Origin of the sequence: Natronorubrum tibetense GA33 (assembly GCF_000383975.1) — an archaeon.
GTDB classification, from domain to species: domain Archaea; phylum Halobacteriota; class Halobacteria; order Halobacteriales; family Natrialbaceae; genus Natronorubrum; species Natronorubrum tibetense.
Genome location: NZ_KB913019.1, coordinates 1 through 14174 on the forward strand (window position 1 = coordinate 1; position 14174 = coordinate 14174).

General features: G+C 58.3%; 8 protein-coding genes and 3 pseudogenes. 6 read left to right on the forward strand and 5 right to left on the reverse strand.

All coding sequences use genetic code 11. The annotated features are described in order from the left end of the window. Window positions 1–286: 286 nt before the first annotated feature. Window positions 287–2192 (forward strand): annotated as a pseudogene (locus NATTI_RS0122000) (heavy metal translocating P-type ATPase); the annotation flags it as partial. A gap of 96 nt (window positions 2193–2288) precedes the next feature. Here NATTI_RS0122000 and NATTI_RS0122005 read toward each other — a convergent pair. Further along, a complete protein-coding gene (locus tag NATTI_RS0122005) occupies window positions 2289–5111 on the reverse strand; it encodes a hypothetical protein (protein WP_006091124.1) in 2823 nt (940 codons plus the stop codon). Then, on the reverse strand, window positions 5098–5481 hold the full coding sequence (locus tag NATTI_RS0122010; RefSeq protein ID WP_006091125.1) for a hypothetical protein: 384 nt from the start codon (window positions 5479–5481) through the stop codon (window positions 5098–5100). The genes NATTI_RS0122005 and NATTI_RS0122010 overlap by 14 nt, the downstream gene beginning before the upstream one ends. 246 nt (window positions 5482–5727) lie before the next feature. Between NATTI_RS0122010 and NATTI_RS0122020 the strand changes: the two genes are divergently transcribed. Continuing rightward, window positions 5728–6495 carry a hypothetical protein gene (locus tag NATTI_RS0122020; RefSeq protein WP_006091127.1) on the forward strand — a complete coding sequence of 256 codons (768 nt, stop codon included), beginning with the start codon at window positions 5728–5730 and terminating at the stop codon, window positions 6493–6495. A 135-nt stretch (window positions 6496–6630) separates the two neighbouring features. Here NATTI_RS0122020 and NATTI_RS0122025 read toward each other — a convergent pair whose 3' ends face one another. Further along, window positions 6631–7713 carry an AI-2E family transporter gene (locus NATTI_RS0122025; RefSeq protein ID WP_006091128.1) on the reverse strand — a complete coding sequence of 361 codons (1083 nt, stop codon included), beginning with the start codon at window positions 7711–7713 and terminating at the stop codon, window positions 6631–6633. Between the two features lie 249 nt (window positions 7714–7962). On the opposite strand from NATTI_RS0122025, the pseudogene NATTI_RS27180 reads away from it, so the two are divergent. Continuing rightward, window positions 7963–8445: pseudogene (locus NATTI_RS27180) on the forward strand (ArdC-like ssDNA-binding domain-containing protein); the annotation flags it as partial. 43 nt (window positions 8446–8488) lie between these two features. On the opposite strand, the pseudogene NATTI_RS25785 reads toward NATTI_RS27180, so the two are convergent. Beyond that, window positions 8489–8809, reverse strand: a pseudogene (locus NATTI_RS25785) (hypothetical protein); the annotation flags it as partial. 794 nt (window positions 8810–9603) lie between these two features. Here NATTI_RS25785 and NATTI_RS0122045 point away from each other — a divergent pair. From NATTI_RS0122045 to NATTI_RS0122055, 3 genes are all read left to right on the forward strand, one after another. Beyond that, window positions 9604–10491 carry a ParA family protein gene (locus NATTI_RS0122045; RefSeq protein WP_027119263.1) on the forward strand — a complete coding sequence of 296 codons (888 nt, stop codon included), beginning with the start codon at window positions 9604–9606 and terminating at the stop codon, window positions 10489–10491. Beyond that, complete coding sequence (locus NATTI_RS0122050) at window positions 10488–10961, forward strand: hypothetical protein (protein ID WP_006091133.1); 474 nt, start codon at window positions 10488–10490, stop codon at window positions 10959–10961. Before NATTI_RS0122045 ends, NATTI_RS0122050 begins: the two co-directional genes overlap by 4 nt. Before the next feature lie 148 nt (window positions 10962–11109). Further along, complete coding sequence (locus NATTI_RS0122055) at window positions 11110–12075, forward strand: transcription initiation factor IIB (RefSeq protein WP_006091134.1); 966 nt, start codon at window positions 11110–11112, stop codon at window positions 12073–12075. Between the two features lie 741 nt (window positions 12076–12816). Here the strand turns inward: NATTI_RS0122055 and NATTI_RS0122060 are convergent. Further along, on the reverse strand, window positions 12817–14160 hold the full coding sequence (locus NATTI_RS0122060; RefSeq protein ID WP_006091135.1) for a class-III pyridoxal-phosphate-dependent aminotransferase: 1344 nt from the start codon (window positions 14158–14160) through the stop codon (window positions 12817–12819). Window positions 14161–14174 lie beyond the last annotated feature (14 nt).

Consider the following 14174-nt stretch of genomic DNA (forward strand, 5'->3'; position numbering starts at 1 on the left):
ACTCTGTTCTAGCCTGATTCCTCCTTCTACATAGGATGGTCTGCCACTTGAAAATACGGATCAGAAATCTCGAACTGGCCATCGAAGCGTGGATTGTGTTTGTGTTGTCGGATTCATCCTGCGGCTAAAGCCGCAGGTATTCTCCTTGCTTTGTATAATTAGTATCCTGTGTGACGAACAACAAGAGCAGCAGCTGTCACCGAATCACTCCATTCGTTCTTCGCAGACGTCTCTTCAGTGAAAGACTCGATAAACCCGGAGAACGACTGCAACGGAGGCACTACCCATGTCACAATACGATTCCGTGGATACACCTGATTCGCATCACGTCCACGAAGAGCAAACACGGGATAAAAAGCCGACCGACCGTGATTGCCCGTGCTGTCGAGTCTGTGGGCTAACCGCTGAGAGAGCCGAACGTTCTGAAGAGCCATCGGTTCGACACGAACCTCGGGAGGAAGAACACACGGAACACGCTCACGAGCCGCCAGACCACACACATGAAGATCACGCCGACCAAGATCATGGGACGCACGTCGATCACGCCGGTCACGAGGAGATGTTCAAGCAGCGCTTTTTCGTTTGCCTCGTGCTCTCGTTTCCGGTGCTGTACTACAGCCCGATGCTCCAGGAGTGGTTCGGCTACGCTGCCATAACGTTCCCCGGAAGCGAGTTCGTCGGGCCGGTTCTTGGTACTATCGTCTTCCTCTACGGTGGGATTCCGTTCCTGCGGATGGGAGCAGTCGAAGCCCAGAACCGTGAACCGGGAATGATGCTGTTGATCTCGCTCGCTATCACCGTCGCGTTCGTCTACAGCGTCGCCGCGGTCGCGTTCGGGATCGGTGAGCCGTTCTTCTGGGAACTCGTGACGCTGGTCGTCATCTTCTTACTCGGCCACTGGATCGAGATGCGTAGCGTCCGGCGTGCCTCGGGTGCGCTCGACGAGTTAGCCGAGTTGATGCCGGACACAGCCGAACGCATCGTTGAGGACGTTGAGGTCGAAGAAGTTCGCGTTGACGAACTCACGGAAGACGACCTCGTGCTCGTACGACCCGGGGCTAACGTTCCCGCCGATGGCGTCGTCGAGGAGGGCGAGTCGAACGTCGTCGAAGCGATGATCACCGGCGAGTCCCGACCGACCAAGAAGGAACCGGGCGACGAGGTGATCGGCGGGACGACCAACCGCGACGGGGAGTCTCCGCGTTCGCGTCACGGCGACGGGCGAGGAGACGACGCTGTCGGGCATCATGCGGCTGGTCGAGGAGGCCCAGCAGAGCCGCTCCCGGACACAAGTGCTCGCCGATCGGGCCGCGGGCTGGCTGTTCTACGCCGCGATTGCCGTCGCGGCTGTCACTGCCGTCGTGTGGACTGTCGCTGCCGAATTTGGGTTGACAGTCGTGGAACGGGTCGTCACTGTACTCGTGATCGCGTGCCCACATGCCCTGGGACTCGCCGTCCCGCTGGTTGTCGCCATCAACACGACGATGGCCGCGCAAAACGGCATGCTGATCCGCGATCGGATCGCCATGGAGGAGGCGCGCAACCTCGATACGATCGTCTTCGACAAGACGGGTACCCTCACGAAAGGTGAGCAGGGAGTCGTCGATGTCACCACGACCGACGACTGGAATGAGGACGAGTTATTGGCAGTGATGGCTGCTGCCGAAGGCGATTCCGAACACATGATTGCGGAGGCGATCCGTGAGGAGGCCGATGAGCGAGGGCTTTCCGTTCCAGGTGTGCGCGAATTCGAGGCGCTCGAAGGCCGCGGGGTCCGCGCGACCGTTGAAGTCGAAGCAGCGGCGACTCCCGGCGTGGACGGGAATAGCGTGCAAGACGGCGAGACGGTTCACGTCGGTGGACCCAACTTGCTACGCTACCTTGATATTGAACCGGACGCCAACCTCAAAGCGTTCGCGGACGAGGCCGGCGAACCCGGCCAGGGAGTCGTCTACCTGCTTCGAAACGGCGAAGCCGTGGGCGCAGTCGCACTCGCGGACGTGATCCAGGATGAAAGTTTCGAGGCGATCGACGCGCTCCACGAGATGGGTGTCGAGGTCGCAATGCTCACCGGCGATACGGAAGACATCGCCCGCGCCGTCTCCGAGGAGCTCGACAGTGACACGTACTTCGCCGAAGTCCTTCCGGAAGACAAGGACAAGAAAATCGTCGAACTCCAAGACCAGGGTAAGCGGCGAAGCTGACCTCCGTAGTGAACGTAGTGTTTTGCAGAAGTCGTCCTTGTTAACCTTCATCCAGACGCCCTGCCGGGAGTATTCCTCGACCACTCAAGCTTCAAGCGTCGCTTTGAGGTCTGAGAGCCGATTTGACCAGCCCGGTATCTCTACTGACTCAATACCACCGTGTGATTCGAACGCTGCCAGTACTGGTTCGGGCTCTGACTCAGCGACTGCCTCCAACGCCATGAACGTGTATCTGACGTAGTCCCTGATCTCATGTCTGGTCACAAAGTGAGAGCCATCTGGCACACCGTCGAACGCAACCAGAAGCGCCACAAGATCGGGAACCGCGTCGCGAACCGTCTGTGGATCTTCCTCAGCCGCGGCCTCGAGGGCTATCGCAGCCTGTCGACACGCCCAGAGATAGACGTTCGGGAGGGCAGCGCCGAGCGATCCGGCCACGGTGTCAGCGCGTTCAGGACGTTCCTCGAGCAATTTACCGAGTGTGCCAGCTGCGATCGAACTGGGGGCGACGTCGCCGTCGGCAGCGAGGTCTGACAGCCGGCCGAGATTCTCCTCGATAGTATCGGGTGTCTCCTCACCTAACTCACAGAGCATGTATCCAACGAGATCGGCCTGCTGACGATCATCCGCAGCCTCGGCAGCGTCGAGCAGCCTCTGCACGTGGGGTTCGAATACCACGGGATGACCGGATCCGATCGTTCTCGCGATATCGAGGTGGAGATCCATCGCCGACGGTTGCGGCGATAGTAATGACTCGATGACCGTGTCGACGAACGTTGCGAGCTTCGGTTCGATCGTCTCCGGTGTCAAGCTCGTTTCGGTGTCGATCAGGTCGACAATGTCCTCGGGATCGAAGCGACCAGGGATCTCGGCACCCCCCGAGACCTCGTCGGTAATTTTGCCGACCGTCGATCCATGCTCGACGATCGGGACGAGCGCCTCGAGAAACCGTTCGAAGAACTCCGGACCGTTCGGTGGCTCTTTTGAAATGTAGAACTTGACGAGGTCGAAGAGCTGGTCATCGGATAGGTTCTCGATCCGCTCGTCCGCCGGCTTGTCGGACAACGTCACTGCAACCAGGTCGTCGAGAACCGACCTGGCAGCGGCCAGTTCGGCATCGGCGACGGCCGCGAGGGTTCTCGTTGGGCCTCGATCCTCGTCAATTTCCGCCCAGTGACCGAAGATATCGTACAGCACTTCCGAAACGAATGCCGGATCCGCCGCCGCGACGGGTGGCAGGGCATACTTCCCGCCTTTCGACGAGCCATCGAGGGCTCCCTCGCGGTACGGATCGACGAAAATCTCGTAGTCGTCGGTCACGGCGTCGTGTCCTGCCTCGTAGAGCGCGGCCAGTGCTCGAGCAGCGCCCAGGTTCCCCTCGATCGACCGGAGCGTCTCCTCGAGCGCGGCTACGGTTTCGTCGGTGACGGAGGGTCCGATGTCGGCCACCGCTTCCACCAGGCCAGAAACCTGGTCATCCAGAGGGGCCGACCGTCCGCGTGCTGCCAACAGGTCCGACACGGCATCCACAATCACTTCCGGTCGGCGCTTTGCCAGGGCGTTCAGCGTCTGCACCGATGGACTGACGTGGTGGCGGTTCGACCGCTCGTGATCGAACTCCGGGCTAGCCGTCTCGACGGCGTAGGGGAGGAACTCCTCGATCGCCGTCGGGCTCCGGTCACAAATCCCGACCAGCAAGTCGTCGTCGATCGTTCTGTAGGCGGAACCGTCGAAGACCGATTCGTGCCAGTCGATCAGACAGTCCGCCACGAACTCCGGATAGTTCGCAGCCAGCGTGACGAGCGGATCCTCGCTGCGCTCAGTAAACGGCTGTGTTTCGGAGTATTCGGCTATCGCTTCGAAGTGTGGCTCAAAGGATCGATCGCTCTGGCGAACGTACCGAGCCAGCGTGTCGGCGCCCGTGCTTCGGTGGTCTGGACTTTGGACCTGGAGTAGTGTTGTGAGAACCGCTTCAGGCTTACCAGACCCTTCGCCGGCGGCCAGTGCAGCCGACACGAGCAGATCTGCGTCGTCGCGTAAGGAACGGCCCTGGGAAGCGAGCCGATCGACCACGCGCTCGGCGACGTCCGTTCGATCGAGGTGATCAGCGTGTATCAGCCACCCGAGCGTTCTCGCCACCCCGATTCGAATCTCGTCGTCATCGGCGTCGAGGTACCCGTCGAGGCGGTCGACGTGATCGACCAGCAGGTCCGGAGAATCCGCGGCCACGTCACAGAGGATACGGACCGCCGCGTATCGAGGCGCCGCCGCATCACGATTCGGCGCAAGTGCGTCGAGATCGTCTTCGAAGGTGTCGATGACCGTGTCGATTGCAGCGCTGGCATCCGGATGCTCCGTGATCAGTTCGACGGCGTGTGATTCGAGATGGAAGGCGACTCGTTTGCGGACGATTGGTGATGGATCGTGCAGGTGTTCGACCAGGGCCATCGCTATCCACGAGATGGGTTTCGGGGGGATACGTTCGTCGTCGGTCGAGGATGGCGGAAACGAGTCATCGTCGAGTACCTGGCCGACGATGCCATCGAGGAGTCCGGTCGAGACGATCACCTGGCGCACCCGAGGACTGTCGTCGTCGATCAGGTCGAGCAACTGGGCACTCACGGCCGATTTGTCCACGATGTCTTCTGGATCCGGTTTGATTGCCCCCGCAAGAATCGTACTGAGCACGAAGGCGACCCCGCTCCGGAGTTCGGGATCGTCGTGGTCGAGATACGACTGTAGGATTTCCACGCTCTGAGCGGTCGGGTCCATCATGGGCCACTCCGCCGGGTTGTCGAGAACCAACCGCGATATGTGGCCCATCATGGCGGGCTCGGCATCTGGGTCAGCCTCCGCGAGGCGGCCACACAGCTCGTCGATCGTTGGGTCCGAGTCAGATTGCACCATCGATACCGTAGTGAATTGCGTAGTAGTCGAAGTGTGACTCGACGAACCACCGAGAGATAGTCGACAGTTCGTCGACTGGCTCTCCGAGCTGATCGTTCTCAACTTCGTAGTAACTGCTCCTCGTCTGCCCCTCTCCACCTTCGATCGATTCGACGATAACGACTCGGTCGAGGTGGCCACAGATCGATTCTAACACCTTCTCAACAGGGATCGACGTCGTTACGTTGTCGTCGTAGATTACGACCGACGATCCCTGGTGTTGGCTCGTGAACCGATCCGGATAGCGTTCGTCGACCATGTTCTCCATCACAGCATCTGGATCGCCGTCATCGGCGATTTCAGCGACGATCCACCCCTGATCCTCGGCCATGCACGGCGATTGTTTCACGAATTACAAAAGTGTACGTATAGAGTACTCAGTGGTCATCTTGGATGAGCCGCGGATAGTCCTTCGAACCTCGTCTCCTTTGATAACCCTCGAGGAGAGGTCTTCTCGAAGCATCACTACGATGCTCGAGTTGGATGGCATACCGAGACACTCGGTCGGGAAGAACTTCGAACAGAGCTCGTGAACAGATTGTCACGATCTCGTCCAGAGCATCAGATCCGGATCTCGATGCAACGTGTCGACGAGACCCCGAAGTTCCGTGCGACGGTTGAGATGGAGATCCAGGCAAAGGTGGATTCGAACCACCCAGACGGGGTCGTCGACACGAGCGGCGATCGGATCTACGGCGTGACGCTGGCCCAGGAAGAGCGCATTCAGGCGAGAGAGGAAGAACTCGAGCGAATCAGTACACAGGCGGCATTCGGTCGACAAGAGGGACGGGCAGAGCGAACGAGAGCGGTGGTTGAACAGGAGCGGCGGAGTCAGCGGCCGGTCAAGGAAGTCGATCCTCGAGAGGAACTTGAGCGGGCGGAGTTGGGGCAGATCAACCGGCAGGCACAGCGGTTGGCAGAGGACGTCAACGGTGGGTACACACGATCGGTCATCGCGAATCGGATCGCGAGTCGGGTTCTCGAGGGTGAAGCGATGTTCGAGGCGGTGACAGATACGGAAGAAGAGATGCAGCATGAGGCAGGAACGATTGTGCCGATTGGGAGACTCGAGTCGATTAGGAGAGGCGAGGTCAGTGTGGAAGGGCGCGTGATCGAACTGTGGGAGCCCTCGTGTACGAGTATGCAACAGGTAGGGTTACTCGAAGATGAGACTGGGCGGACGAAGTTCACGATTTGGGCGGCAAGCAGACAAACGAAGGCAAAAGAAGGTGAGTTGGTGCGGTTCAGGGCGGCTGCGAAGAACTGGTACAATGGCCGATGTTCGATCGCGCTGACTCGATGGTCGGGGATCGTGTTCCCAGAGCGCGGTCAGTGGTGGGTGTAACTGAAAGAGGTCTCTTTTTTGTTGATACCCGATCACCCACTACCCGCCTCCCCACCCACCTCCACGTTCCGGGCTGCTCACGGCCGAGAGCCGATTCGCTGCCGGGCTTTCGCTGAATCTGCGAATTCTGGACGGTCAGTTTGCGTCGCCGTGGAGCAGTCGGGGTAACTCCATTTGCACGAACAGTGACGCAACGACCATCAAAAGCGGTCCAAGAAAGATACCATACCAGCCGAAAACGACCGGCCCGAGGATGTACGCGAAGATGACGAGGCCTGTCGGAAACATTCGGCCTGAGAGCGATGGTCGGATGTAGGTTCGGATGACACCGTCGAAGAGGACACCCATAACGACGTAAAACGCGACAGGAAACCACAATGAGATCAGATTGGTCTGAATGGCCAGTACCGCGAGATAGACAACGATAGCTGCATACACAATGTTCCGACCAATGAGTGGAATAACTGATGCAAGGCCGGTGATTATGGCTAGCAATAGTACTTGTGGGATTGCAACTCCAGCTGGCGCAATCGCGTTGAGAAGCGTGTAGATGATCGCAGCGAGTACCATGATTGCAAGAATTGTCAGCGTATAGCCAAAAAAGACAGAACTGAGTCCCTTGTCAATCGCTCGGGCGAACTCGTCAACACGGGCTCTCTCACCGATAATCTCGACCCGAAACCACTCCGCGAGTCGCTGCTCATCACGAACGAGGAAGAACACAAAAAGAAGCGTGATGAATATGTTGTATGCTGCTGTGACGAACGCACTCAGTACGTCACCACCCCACTCGATTACCGATCCGAAAGTTGGGTCGGTGGCAAGACCTTCCACAAAGGGGTAAACCTCCTCCTCAGTTGTTGGCACCGTGTCTGGGATTCCGTCAGGAAACAACGTTTCGGCGATTAGCTCGAAATCAGTTGCCTCGAGGGTTGCAAGTTGTACAATAGCGATGGACGCGAGGACGATGAGGATACCGACAAACGGCAGAATAACGAGTCCAAGAGTGATGACTGCAGCCGTGCTCTCTGAAAACCCGCGTTGGCGGAGGTGTCGTGCCACTGGCCGGGCCACAAAATAGAGAAACACACCGAAGACGATCCAGCCGAGATATCCACGAAGTGCGTACACCAGGATGAGTGCAAGAACGAGCCCGAAAACCCACCAGCTAAGTTGTGAGCGAAGTTGTTTATGACCAAAACCGTTGTCTGAATCCATGACTACGGAACGAACACCCCTTGAGAACAAGCCTCTTGGGGGAGACGGACACCCAGACTAAGGAGTACAACACTGGGAGGACCAGTCCATCGAAGACAGGCTATGCTTTTGATGGAGACCGTATTATAAAACACCTTGTTAACCGTCAGACTCGGTCAGAACTTCGACACCGACCGCACACCGGTTTTTTTGGGACCCGCTGGTGGGCAGCGGTCTTCTCGAGTTTGACTCGAGGGATCTGAAATGAACATGGCTACGAGCAGCACCAGTCGGGAAACGTTCCACGGTTCGGATACCCGGCACGACGAGATGTTCAGTATGATCGACACGTGGCTCGAGGACCTCGTCTGTAAGGTCGACGACGCCGTCTCGAGTAAGCAATTCAAAGAGTGACTCGACGTCCAGAGCGAGTTCCACGACTACTCTCCTCGAAATACCCTGTTGATCCAACGCCAGTGCCCACACGCGACTCGAGTTGCTGGCTACAGAACGTGGCAGAACGAGTTCGATCGATGCGTGAGCAAAGGCGAGAAGGCGATCTGGATCTGGGCACCGATCATCGCGAAGAAGTGCCCCAAGTGTGGGAACTCGTCGTCGTACCACGAACGGAGTGACTGCGAATACGACGAAACAGAACCCGACGAGTGGAACAAGGGGCTTGTCGGCTTTCGGCCAGCACCAGTCTTCGATATATCACAGACTAAGGGAGAGTCACTCCCGGAACTCGAGACCGTTCTTTCGCTGCCGCCTCTTCGAGAACTCGAGCAACGCGTCGATCGTCACTCTCTGGGAGTCGGAAGTAGCGCTGGCCGTCGTCTTTGCGGATGCGCTCGAGGCGGCCATCTACGACGTCGACCTCGCCTTCGTCGACGTGATCCTCGAGGAGGTGCGCCCCCTTCTCGAGTTCGCGTGCCTAGAGTTCGCCGACGCGGTCTTTGTTCGCGTTGAGTTTCTTCTCGTGAGCGTCCAGGCGTGCCTCGATGGGCGTTTGGGTTTCTTCGAGGGTCTCGACGCGTTCGCGAAGCGCCTCGAGTTCGTCGGCGAGTGTTTGGATCGTCTGTGCAGTCGGTGCGGGAGAGTCTAGGTTCGTGCTCATTGACATCTTCCTGCATATTCAGATGCAGGCGAATGTCAACTACTACGGTATTCCGTGTTCTCAACCAGAGGCGGTGGACGACCAGTAGGCCACTCTGGCAGGCACCGATAAAGCGCGAGTCGCTGGCCGCCAGTTCCGGAACAGTACGAAGCACGGCTGAGTTCGATCACTTCGCTCATCCGCTGGTATCTAGTTCCAAATCGCTGAAACGCCGTTATAGGCGAAGAGGGAAGCTACCGACTTCGCTGACTCAATCTCTTCGGCCCAGCAACGGGTTTCGTCGACAGTTTTCGAGTGGAATTGCAACCGCCTTATTCAATTCTGACGGTCGAAAAACGTCACGCCCCGGTGAGATAATAGGTACAATAGGTACACTATTTGCAATAGGTAGATGGATTCTGGGCCTAATCAGCGTCAATAGGTAGAATAGATGGAATAGATATAATAGGTACACTATTCAAAATAGGGAAAATAGCTAAACGAGGTAGAGTATCTCCAAAACCCCCAATAGACGACGATACTGCCACCAATGGCTTACCTAGAGCAGGCAAGATAGGCGGAGTAGAGTTAATCGGTTGGGCAGGCACAGCAGCACCAATAGGTACAATAGGTCCAACACCTACAATAGGTACTTGACCTATTACAGGCATTTCACCTATTGCAACTACCCCACCTATTGGGCCCTCAGTAGGTAACACTAAGAAGATAGAATTAGATGAGGTCAGTAATGGCTGAAATAGAAGGTGCCGGAACAATAGGCACCTACCGTACCGCACAAACGGGTGATTCTATCAATGCAAACAACAACTGAACCACGCGCCGTGAGCGTGGTCATCCTGAAAGGTGGTGTCGGCAAATCAACGACTTCGATGAACCTCGCGCGCCAGCTCGCAGAGCACGGCAAAACGCTCTACGCCGACCTCGATCCGAACGGGCACGCGACGAACGGCCTCGGCTTCGGAGACGCCTATCAAGGCGACATCAATCTCGGCGATGTCATCCTCGAGGGCGACGCGACGCCCCAGGATCTCATCCGATCGACCGAGCACGGGTTCGATCTGCTTCCGTCCTCGGATACGCTCGAGGACGTCGAAAAGGACCTCGCGGGCGCGATGCAGGGTTCGGCACGAATCAAATCGAAGATCGTCGATCCGCTGCTCGGGACCGAGTACGAGTACGTGGTCTTCGACTGTCCGGCGTATCCGGGGATGCTCAACAACAACGCACTGGTCGCGACAGGGAACGTCGTCATCCCGATCGAACCGGGCTCGAGTGCGATCGGCGGCTACAAGCGAACTATGGAGCGGCTGATCGAGCCGGCCCGGGAGTACATCGACGTCGACGTCCTCGCGGTCGTACCAAACAAGCTCTCGGATCGGATCGATCAACAGACCGAGGACCGAGAGTTGCTCGAGAACCTGAACAAGGCCACCTACGAAGTAAACTCCGGACAACCGCTGCAGGAAGCGGTGCCGAACTTCGCTCGGATCACGGCCGAGGAGTTCGACGCGATCGACGCCGGTGAGATGACGCCACCGAAACCGGGGATTCGCCACCGGTCTGCGCTTTCGCGGTCGCTCCAGCACAACCAACCGCTGCAGGATTACGATCCCGAAAGCGATCAGATCCCATACTACGAGGAACTCGCCGAGATCGTCGCGGCCGGAGGGATCGAGCGATGAGCAATCCGTTCGACGATCTCAAAGCGGACGACGGGGAGCCGGTAGAGTCAGAAGATAAGACTAACTCCAAAACCGAACCGGAATCGGGGTCGGAACCGGAACAGTCTGACGACGAACCGTCGGCGGAAGAGTCGGCCACCGAAAGTACGGACGGCGAATCGGGCACGAATTCTGCAGCGGATCGAGACGAGGCGGACGACCGATCCGAGACACCGCTGACGCCCGCAGAAGTCGGGCCAGCATTCGAGTACAGCGAAGTACAGCAGAAACCGTTCTACGCGCGCACCGAGACGGTAAACGAGTTCGAAAATCAGATTCGAACGACGATCGTCCCGACGCTCGCCGGAGCGGAGATTCTCGATGAAGAAACTCGAGAGATACACGACGCAGTGCTTCGACTCGCGAACGAGAATCCGGAACGGGTTGCCGAACTCGTGCTCGAGGAACGGCGACAGGCGGGAAATCAATAGATAGAGGCGTCGATCACTCGTTCCTATTGGAGCAACGCGACCGCTACTAGCCTATTTTGACCAGTTGGTGCCCCCCATGATGACAGTCGAATTGACAGAGAGCGCTCACAGCGTTTAACCTTCTCTGGCAATTCTGTATGAATGACTGATGGAACGCCTAACTCGCGAAGACGAGCGCGATGAACAGACGGCCGACGAGACAACTGAGCAAGAAGGCGTTCAGACCTGTCCCGAGTGTGACTCGAGTTCGCTGGTCAGAAGCGCCGACGAGAGCGAAGTGAGCTGTGAAGACTGTGGGTTGATCCTCGAGGAAGAGACCATCGACCGCGGGCCGGAATGGCGTGCGTTCGACCAGTCGGAACGAGACAGCAAATCTCGCGTGGGGGCCCCGACAACCCAGACGATGCACGACAAGGGGTTGACCACCACGATCGACTGGAAGAACAAAGACGCCTACGGCCGGTCTCTCTCCTCGGACAAACGGAGCCAGATGAACCGGCTGCGGAAGTGGCAGGAACGAATTCGAACGAAAGACGCCGGCGAGCGGAACCTCCAGTTCGCGCTCTCCGAAACCGATCGGATGGCGTCCGCGCTGGGCGTTCCGCGATCGGTCCGGGAAGTCGCGAGCGTCCTCTACCGGCGCGCGCTCGACGAGGACCTCATTCGCGGGCGCTCGATCGAGGGCGTCGCCACGAGTACCCTGTACGCCGCCTGCCGAATGGAGGGGATCCCGCGGTCGCTGGACGAAGTGGCCGCGGTCTCGCGGGTCGAACGGATGGAGATCGGGCGCACGTATCGGTATATCTCGCAAGAACTCAGCCTCGAGATGGAGCCGGTCGACCCGAAAAAGTACGTGCCCCGCTTCTGTTCCGAGCTGAGCCTCTCCGAAGAGGTACAGGCGAAGGCCAACGAGATCATCGATACCACCGCCGAGAAAGGAATGCTCTCCGGTAAGTCGCCGACCGGCTACGCCGCGGCGGCGATTTACGCAAGTGCGCTCCTGTGCAACGAGAAGAAGACCCAGCGAGAGGTCGCCGACGTCGCGCAGGTGACCGAAGTGACGATCCGGAACCGATACCAGGAACAGATCTCCGCGATGGGACTTCACAACTAGCCTTCACGCTAGTTCCATCGGCTCGTATCGCTGGACACGGTCTCGTTCGACCGGCTCGAGTACGTCCAGCGGACTGAACCCACTGATCCTGTTGGAGGACGGACCTACATCCGCGTTCTTTCGACTGAATTATCGAGCATTCGGTTACTGAAACGCCTCGACGCACGGCCCAAAACACGGAAAGCTCGACAGCACACCAAAATGGTATGTGGACAGGGTAATTCTTCGTTTTGTATTTTTGTGAGTGTATCTCGTTACGTTCTCCACCCCGTATTTTTTGACGTAGAAGAACTCGCAAACAGGTGATCACCGTCCGGTGAATCACAGTATTTGTCGTTGTTAGAGGTGCTATAACACGCTCAATTCCGGGTATTCCACATAACAGTTTCCGCGAATACATCCAGTTTTCTTAAATGAGATTTTCTATCGACATCGGAAGGCACAAACACCCAATATTCGAGAATAGGCGGGCATAAGTGACACTATATCTCGTTATTAACGTAATGTTTGAACTGCTGATGGCGAGATTTGATTTGCGGCGCTAGTTCCAGTTATTGACTGAGTGTTGGAGCTCGTTCGGCATAAACATCACTTAGAAAAATAGTATTCAGATGCGGTAGGTCGTCGGTATCGAGGAGATTCGAACCCCTTCGACTACGATCGTATTCCTGGTCGTTCGACACGTTCCACAGTGACCGAGTCGGTATCAGCGGTCGTGTTTAGTTTGGAGCCAATACCTCGCTAGTTCGCATACTGTCCCGTGTTTGCCGATGCGACCGGCGCGACAGTGGCGATCGACTCCTCCAAGAGGTCACCGGCGATGGCGAGTTCGCGGTCTTTGACGTCGAGCGGCGGAAGTAGTCGAAGCGACTTCTGCCCGCAGCCGAGCGTGAGCAGGCCGCGCTGGAGTGCCGCCTCCATCACGTCGTCGCGATTCTCCGCGGTGTCGAACTCGATCGCGGCCATGAGACCGAGCCCGCGCACGTCCTCGACGACGGCGTCGTACTCGTCTTGCACGGCGGTGAGTCGCTCGAGGAGAGCCCCGCCTTTTTGCTCCGCGTTGGCCATCAGGTCGTGGTCCTCGATCGCGGCAAGCGTCAGGGCCCCCTGCATGGACGCGATGATGTCCCCGGCACCCCACGTCGAAGAGATCCGGGCGGTTTCGTCAGGGAAGAGTTCCGAGCGACCGATCGTCGCGCCGACGCGGAGGGCCTTGGCCGACGTGATGATGTCGGGATCGAACGCGTAGTGGTCCGAAGCCCACATCTCCCCGGTCCGGCCAACGCCGCTCTGGATCTCGTCGGCGATCAACGGAATGTCGTACTCGGTACAGAGCTCGTCGACGGCGGCCATGAACTCGGCACTGGGAACCCGGTAGCCGCCCTCGCCCTGTACGGGCTCGAGAATCAGGAACGCGACCTGCTCCGCGGGGATGTGGCCGTGTTTGGGATGAAGTTTCTCACGGAGGCGTTCCACGCCGGCGAGGTCGTGGGGCACGTCGTGAATGCCACTGAGTTCGGGAAAGTCGCGGCGGTGGACCGACTTCGAGCGATTCAGCGAGAGGGCGCCGAGCGTTCGGCCGTGGAAGGCCCCCTCGAACGTCAGTCCGTACTTCGGCTGCTCGCAGTGGTCGTAACAGATCTTCATCGCGTTCTCGACGGCTTCCGCGCCGGAGTTCGAGAGGAACACGGTGTCCATGTCGTACTGACTGGTGATGTCGGTCAGCGTGTTCATGAGGTGGGCGGGCCCCGGCAGTTCGCTCTCCTCCGGCGGGCCGCCGGTGCTGATGTAGAAGTCCTGACCGGCGATTTTCAGGGGGTCGACGAGGTCGAACTCGCGGAGTTTGTCCATCAGTAACGGGTTGTTGTACCCGAGCGGTGCGGCGGCGACGTGGCTCGTGAAGTCGAGCAAGACGTTGCCGTCGGCGTCCGTACAGAAGGGGCCTTCCGCGTCCGCAGTGATGTCCCAGACGAAATCGTAGACGTACGTCGTCTTCGCTGCAGCCTGGTGGTGATACTCGATCAACTCGGACGCGACGGGCCCTGGAAGTTGCTCTACGGTCGGCTCTGCCGTCTCGCGGTCCATATGAGTTCCTGACC

What these genes read in the sequence shown, in the direction of transcription:
- NATTI_RS0122050 (WP_006091133.1), top strand. Translation starts at nt 10,488, where the DNA reads ATGAGCAATCCGTTCGACGATCTCAAAGCGGACGACGGGGAGCCGGTA.
- NATTI_RS0122020 (WP_006091127.1), top strand. Translation starts at nt 5,728, where the DNA reads ATGCAACGTGTCGACGAGACCCCGAAGTTCCGTGCGACGGTTGAGATG.
- NATTI_RS0122055 (WP_006091134.1), top strand. Translation starts at nt 11,110, where the DNA reads ATGGAACGCCTAACTCGCGAAGACGAGCGCGATGAACAGACGGCCGAC.
- NATTI_RS0122010 (WP_006091125.1), bottom strand. Translation starts at nt 5,481, where the DNA reads ATGGCCGAGGATCAGGGGTGGATCGTCGCTGAAATCGCCGATGACGGC.
- NATTI_RS0122045 (WP_027119263.1), top strand. Translation starts at nt 9,604, where the DNA reads ATGCAAACAACAACTGAACCACGCGCCGTGAGCGTGGTCATCCTGAAA.
- NATTI_RS0122005 (WP_006091124.1), bottom strand. Translation starts at nt 5,111, where the DNA reads ATGGTGCAATCTGACTCGGACCCAACGATCGACGAGCTGTGTGGCCGC.
- NATTI_RS0122060 (WP_006091135.1), bottom strand. Translation starts at nt 14,160, where the DNA reads ATGGACCGCGAGACGGCAGAGCCGACCGTAGAGCAACTTCCAGGGCCC.
- NATTI_RS0122025 (WP_006091128.1), bottom strand. Translation starts at nt 7,713, where the DNA reads ATGGATTCAGACAACGGTTTTGGTCATAAACAACTTCGCTCACAACTT.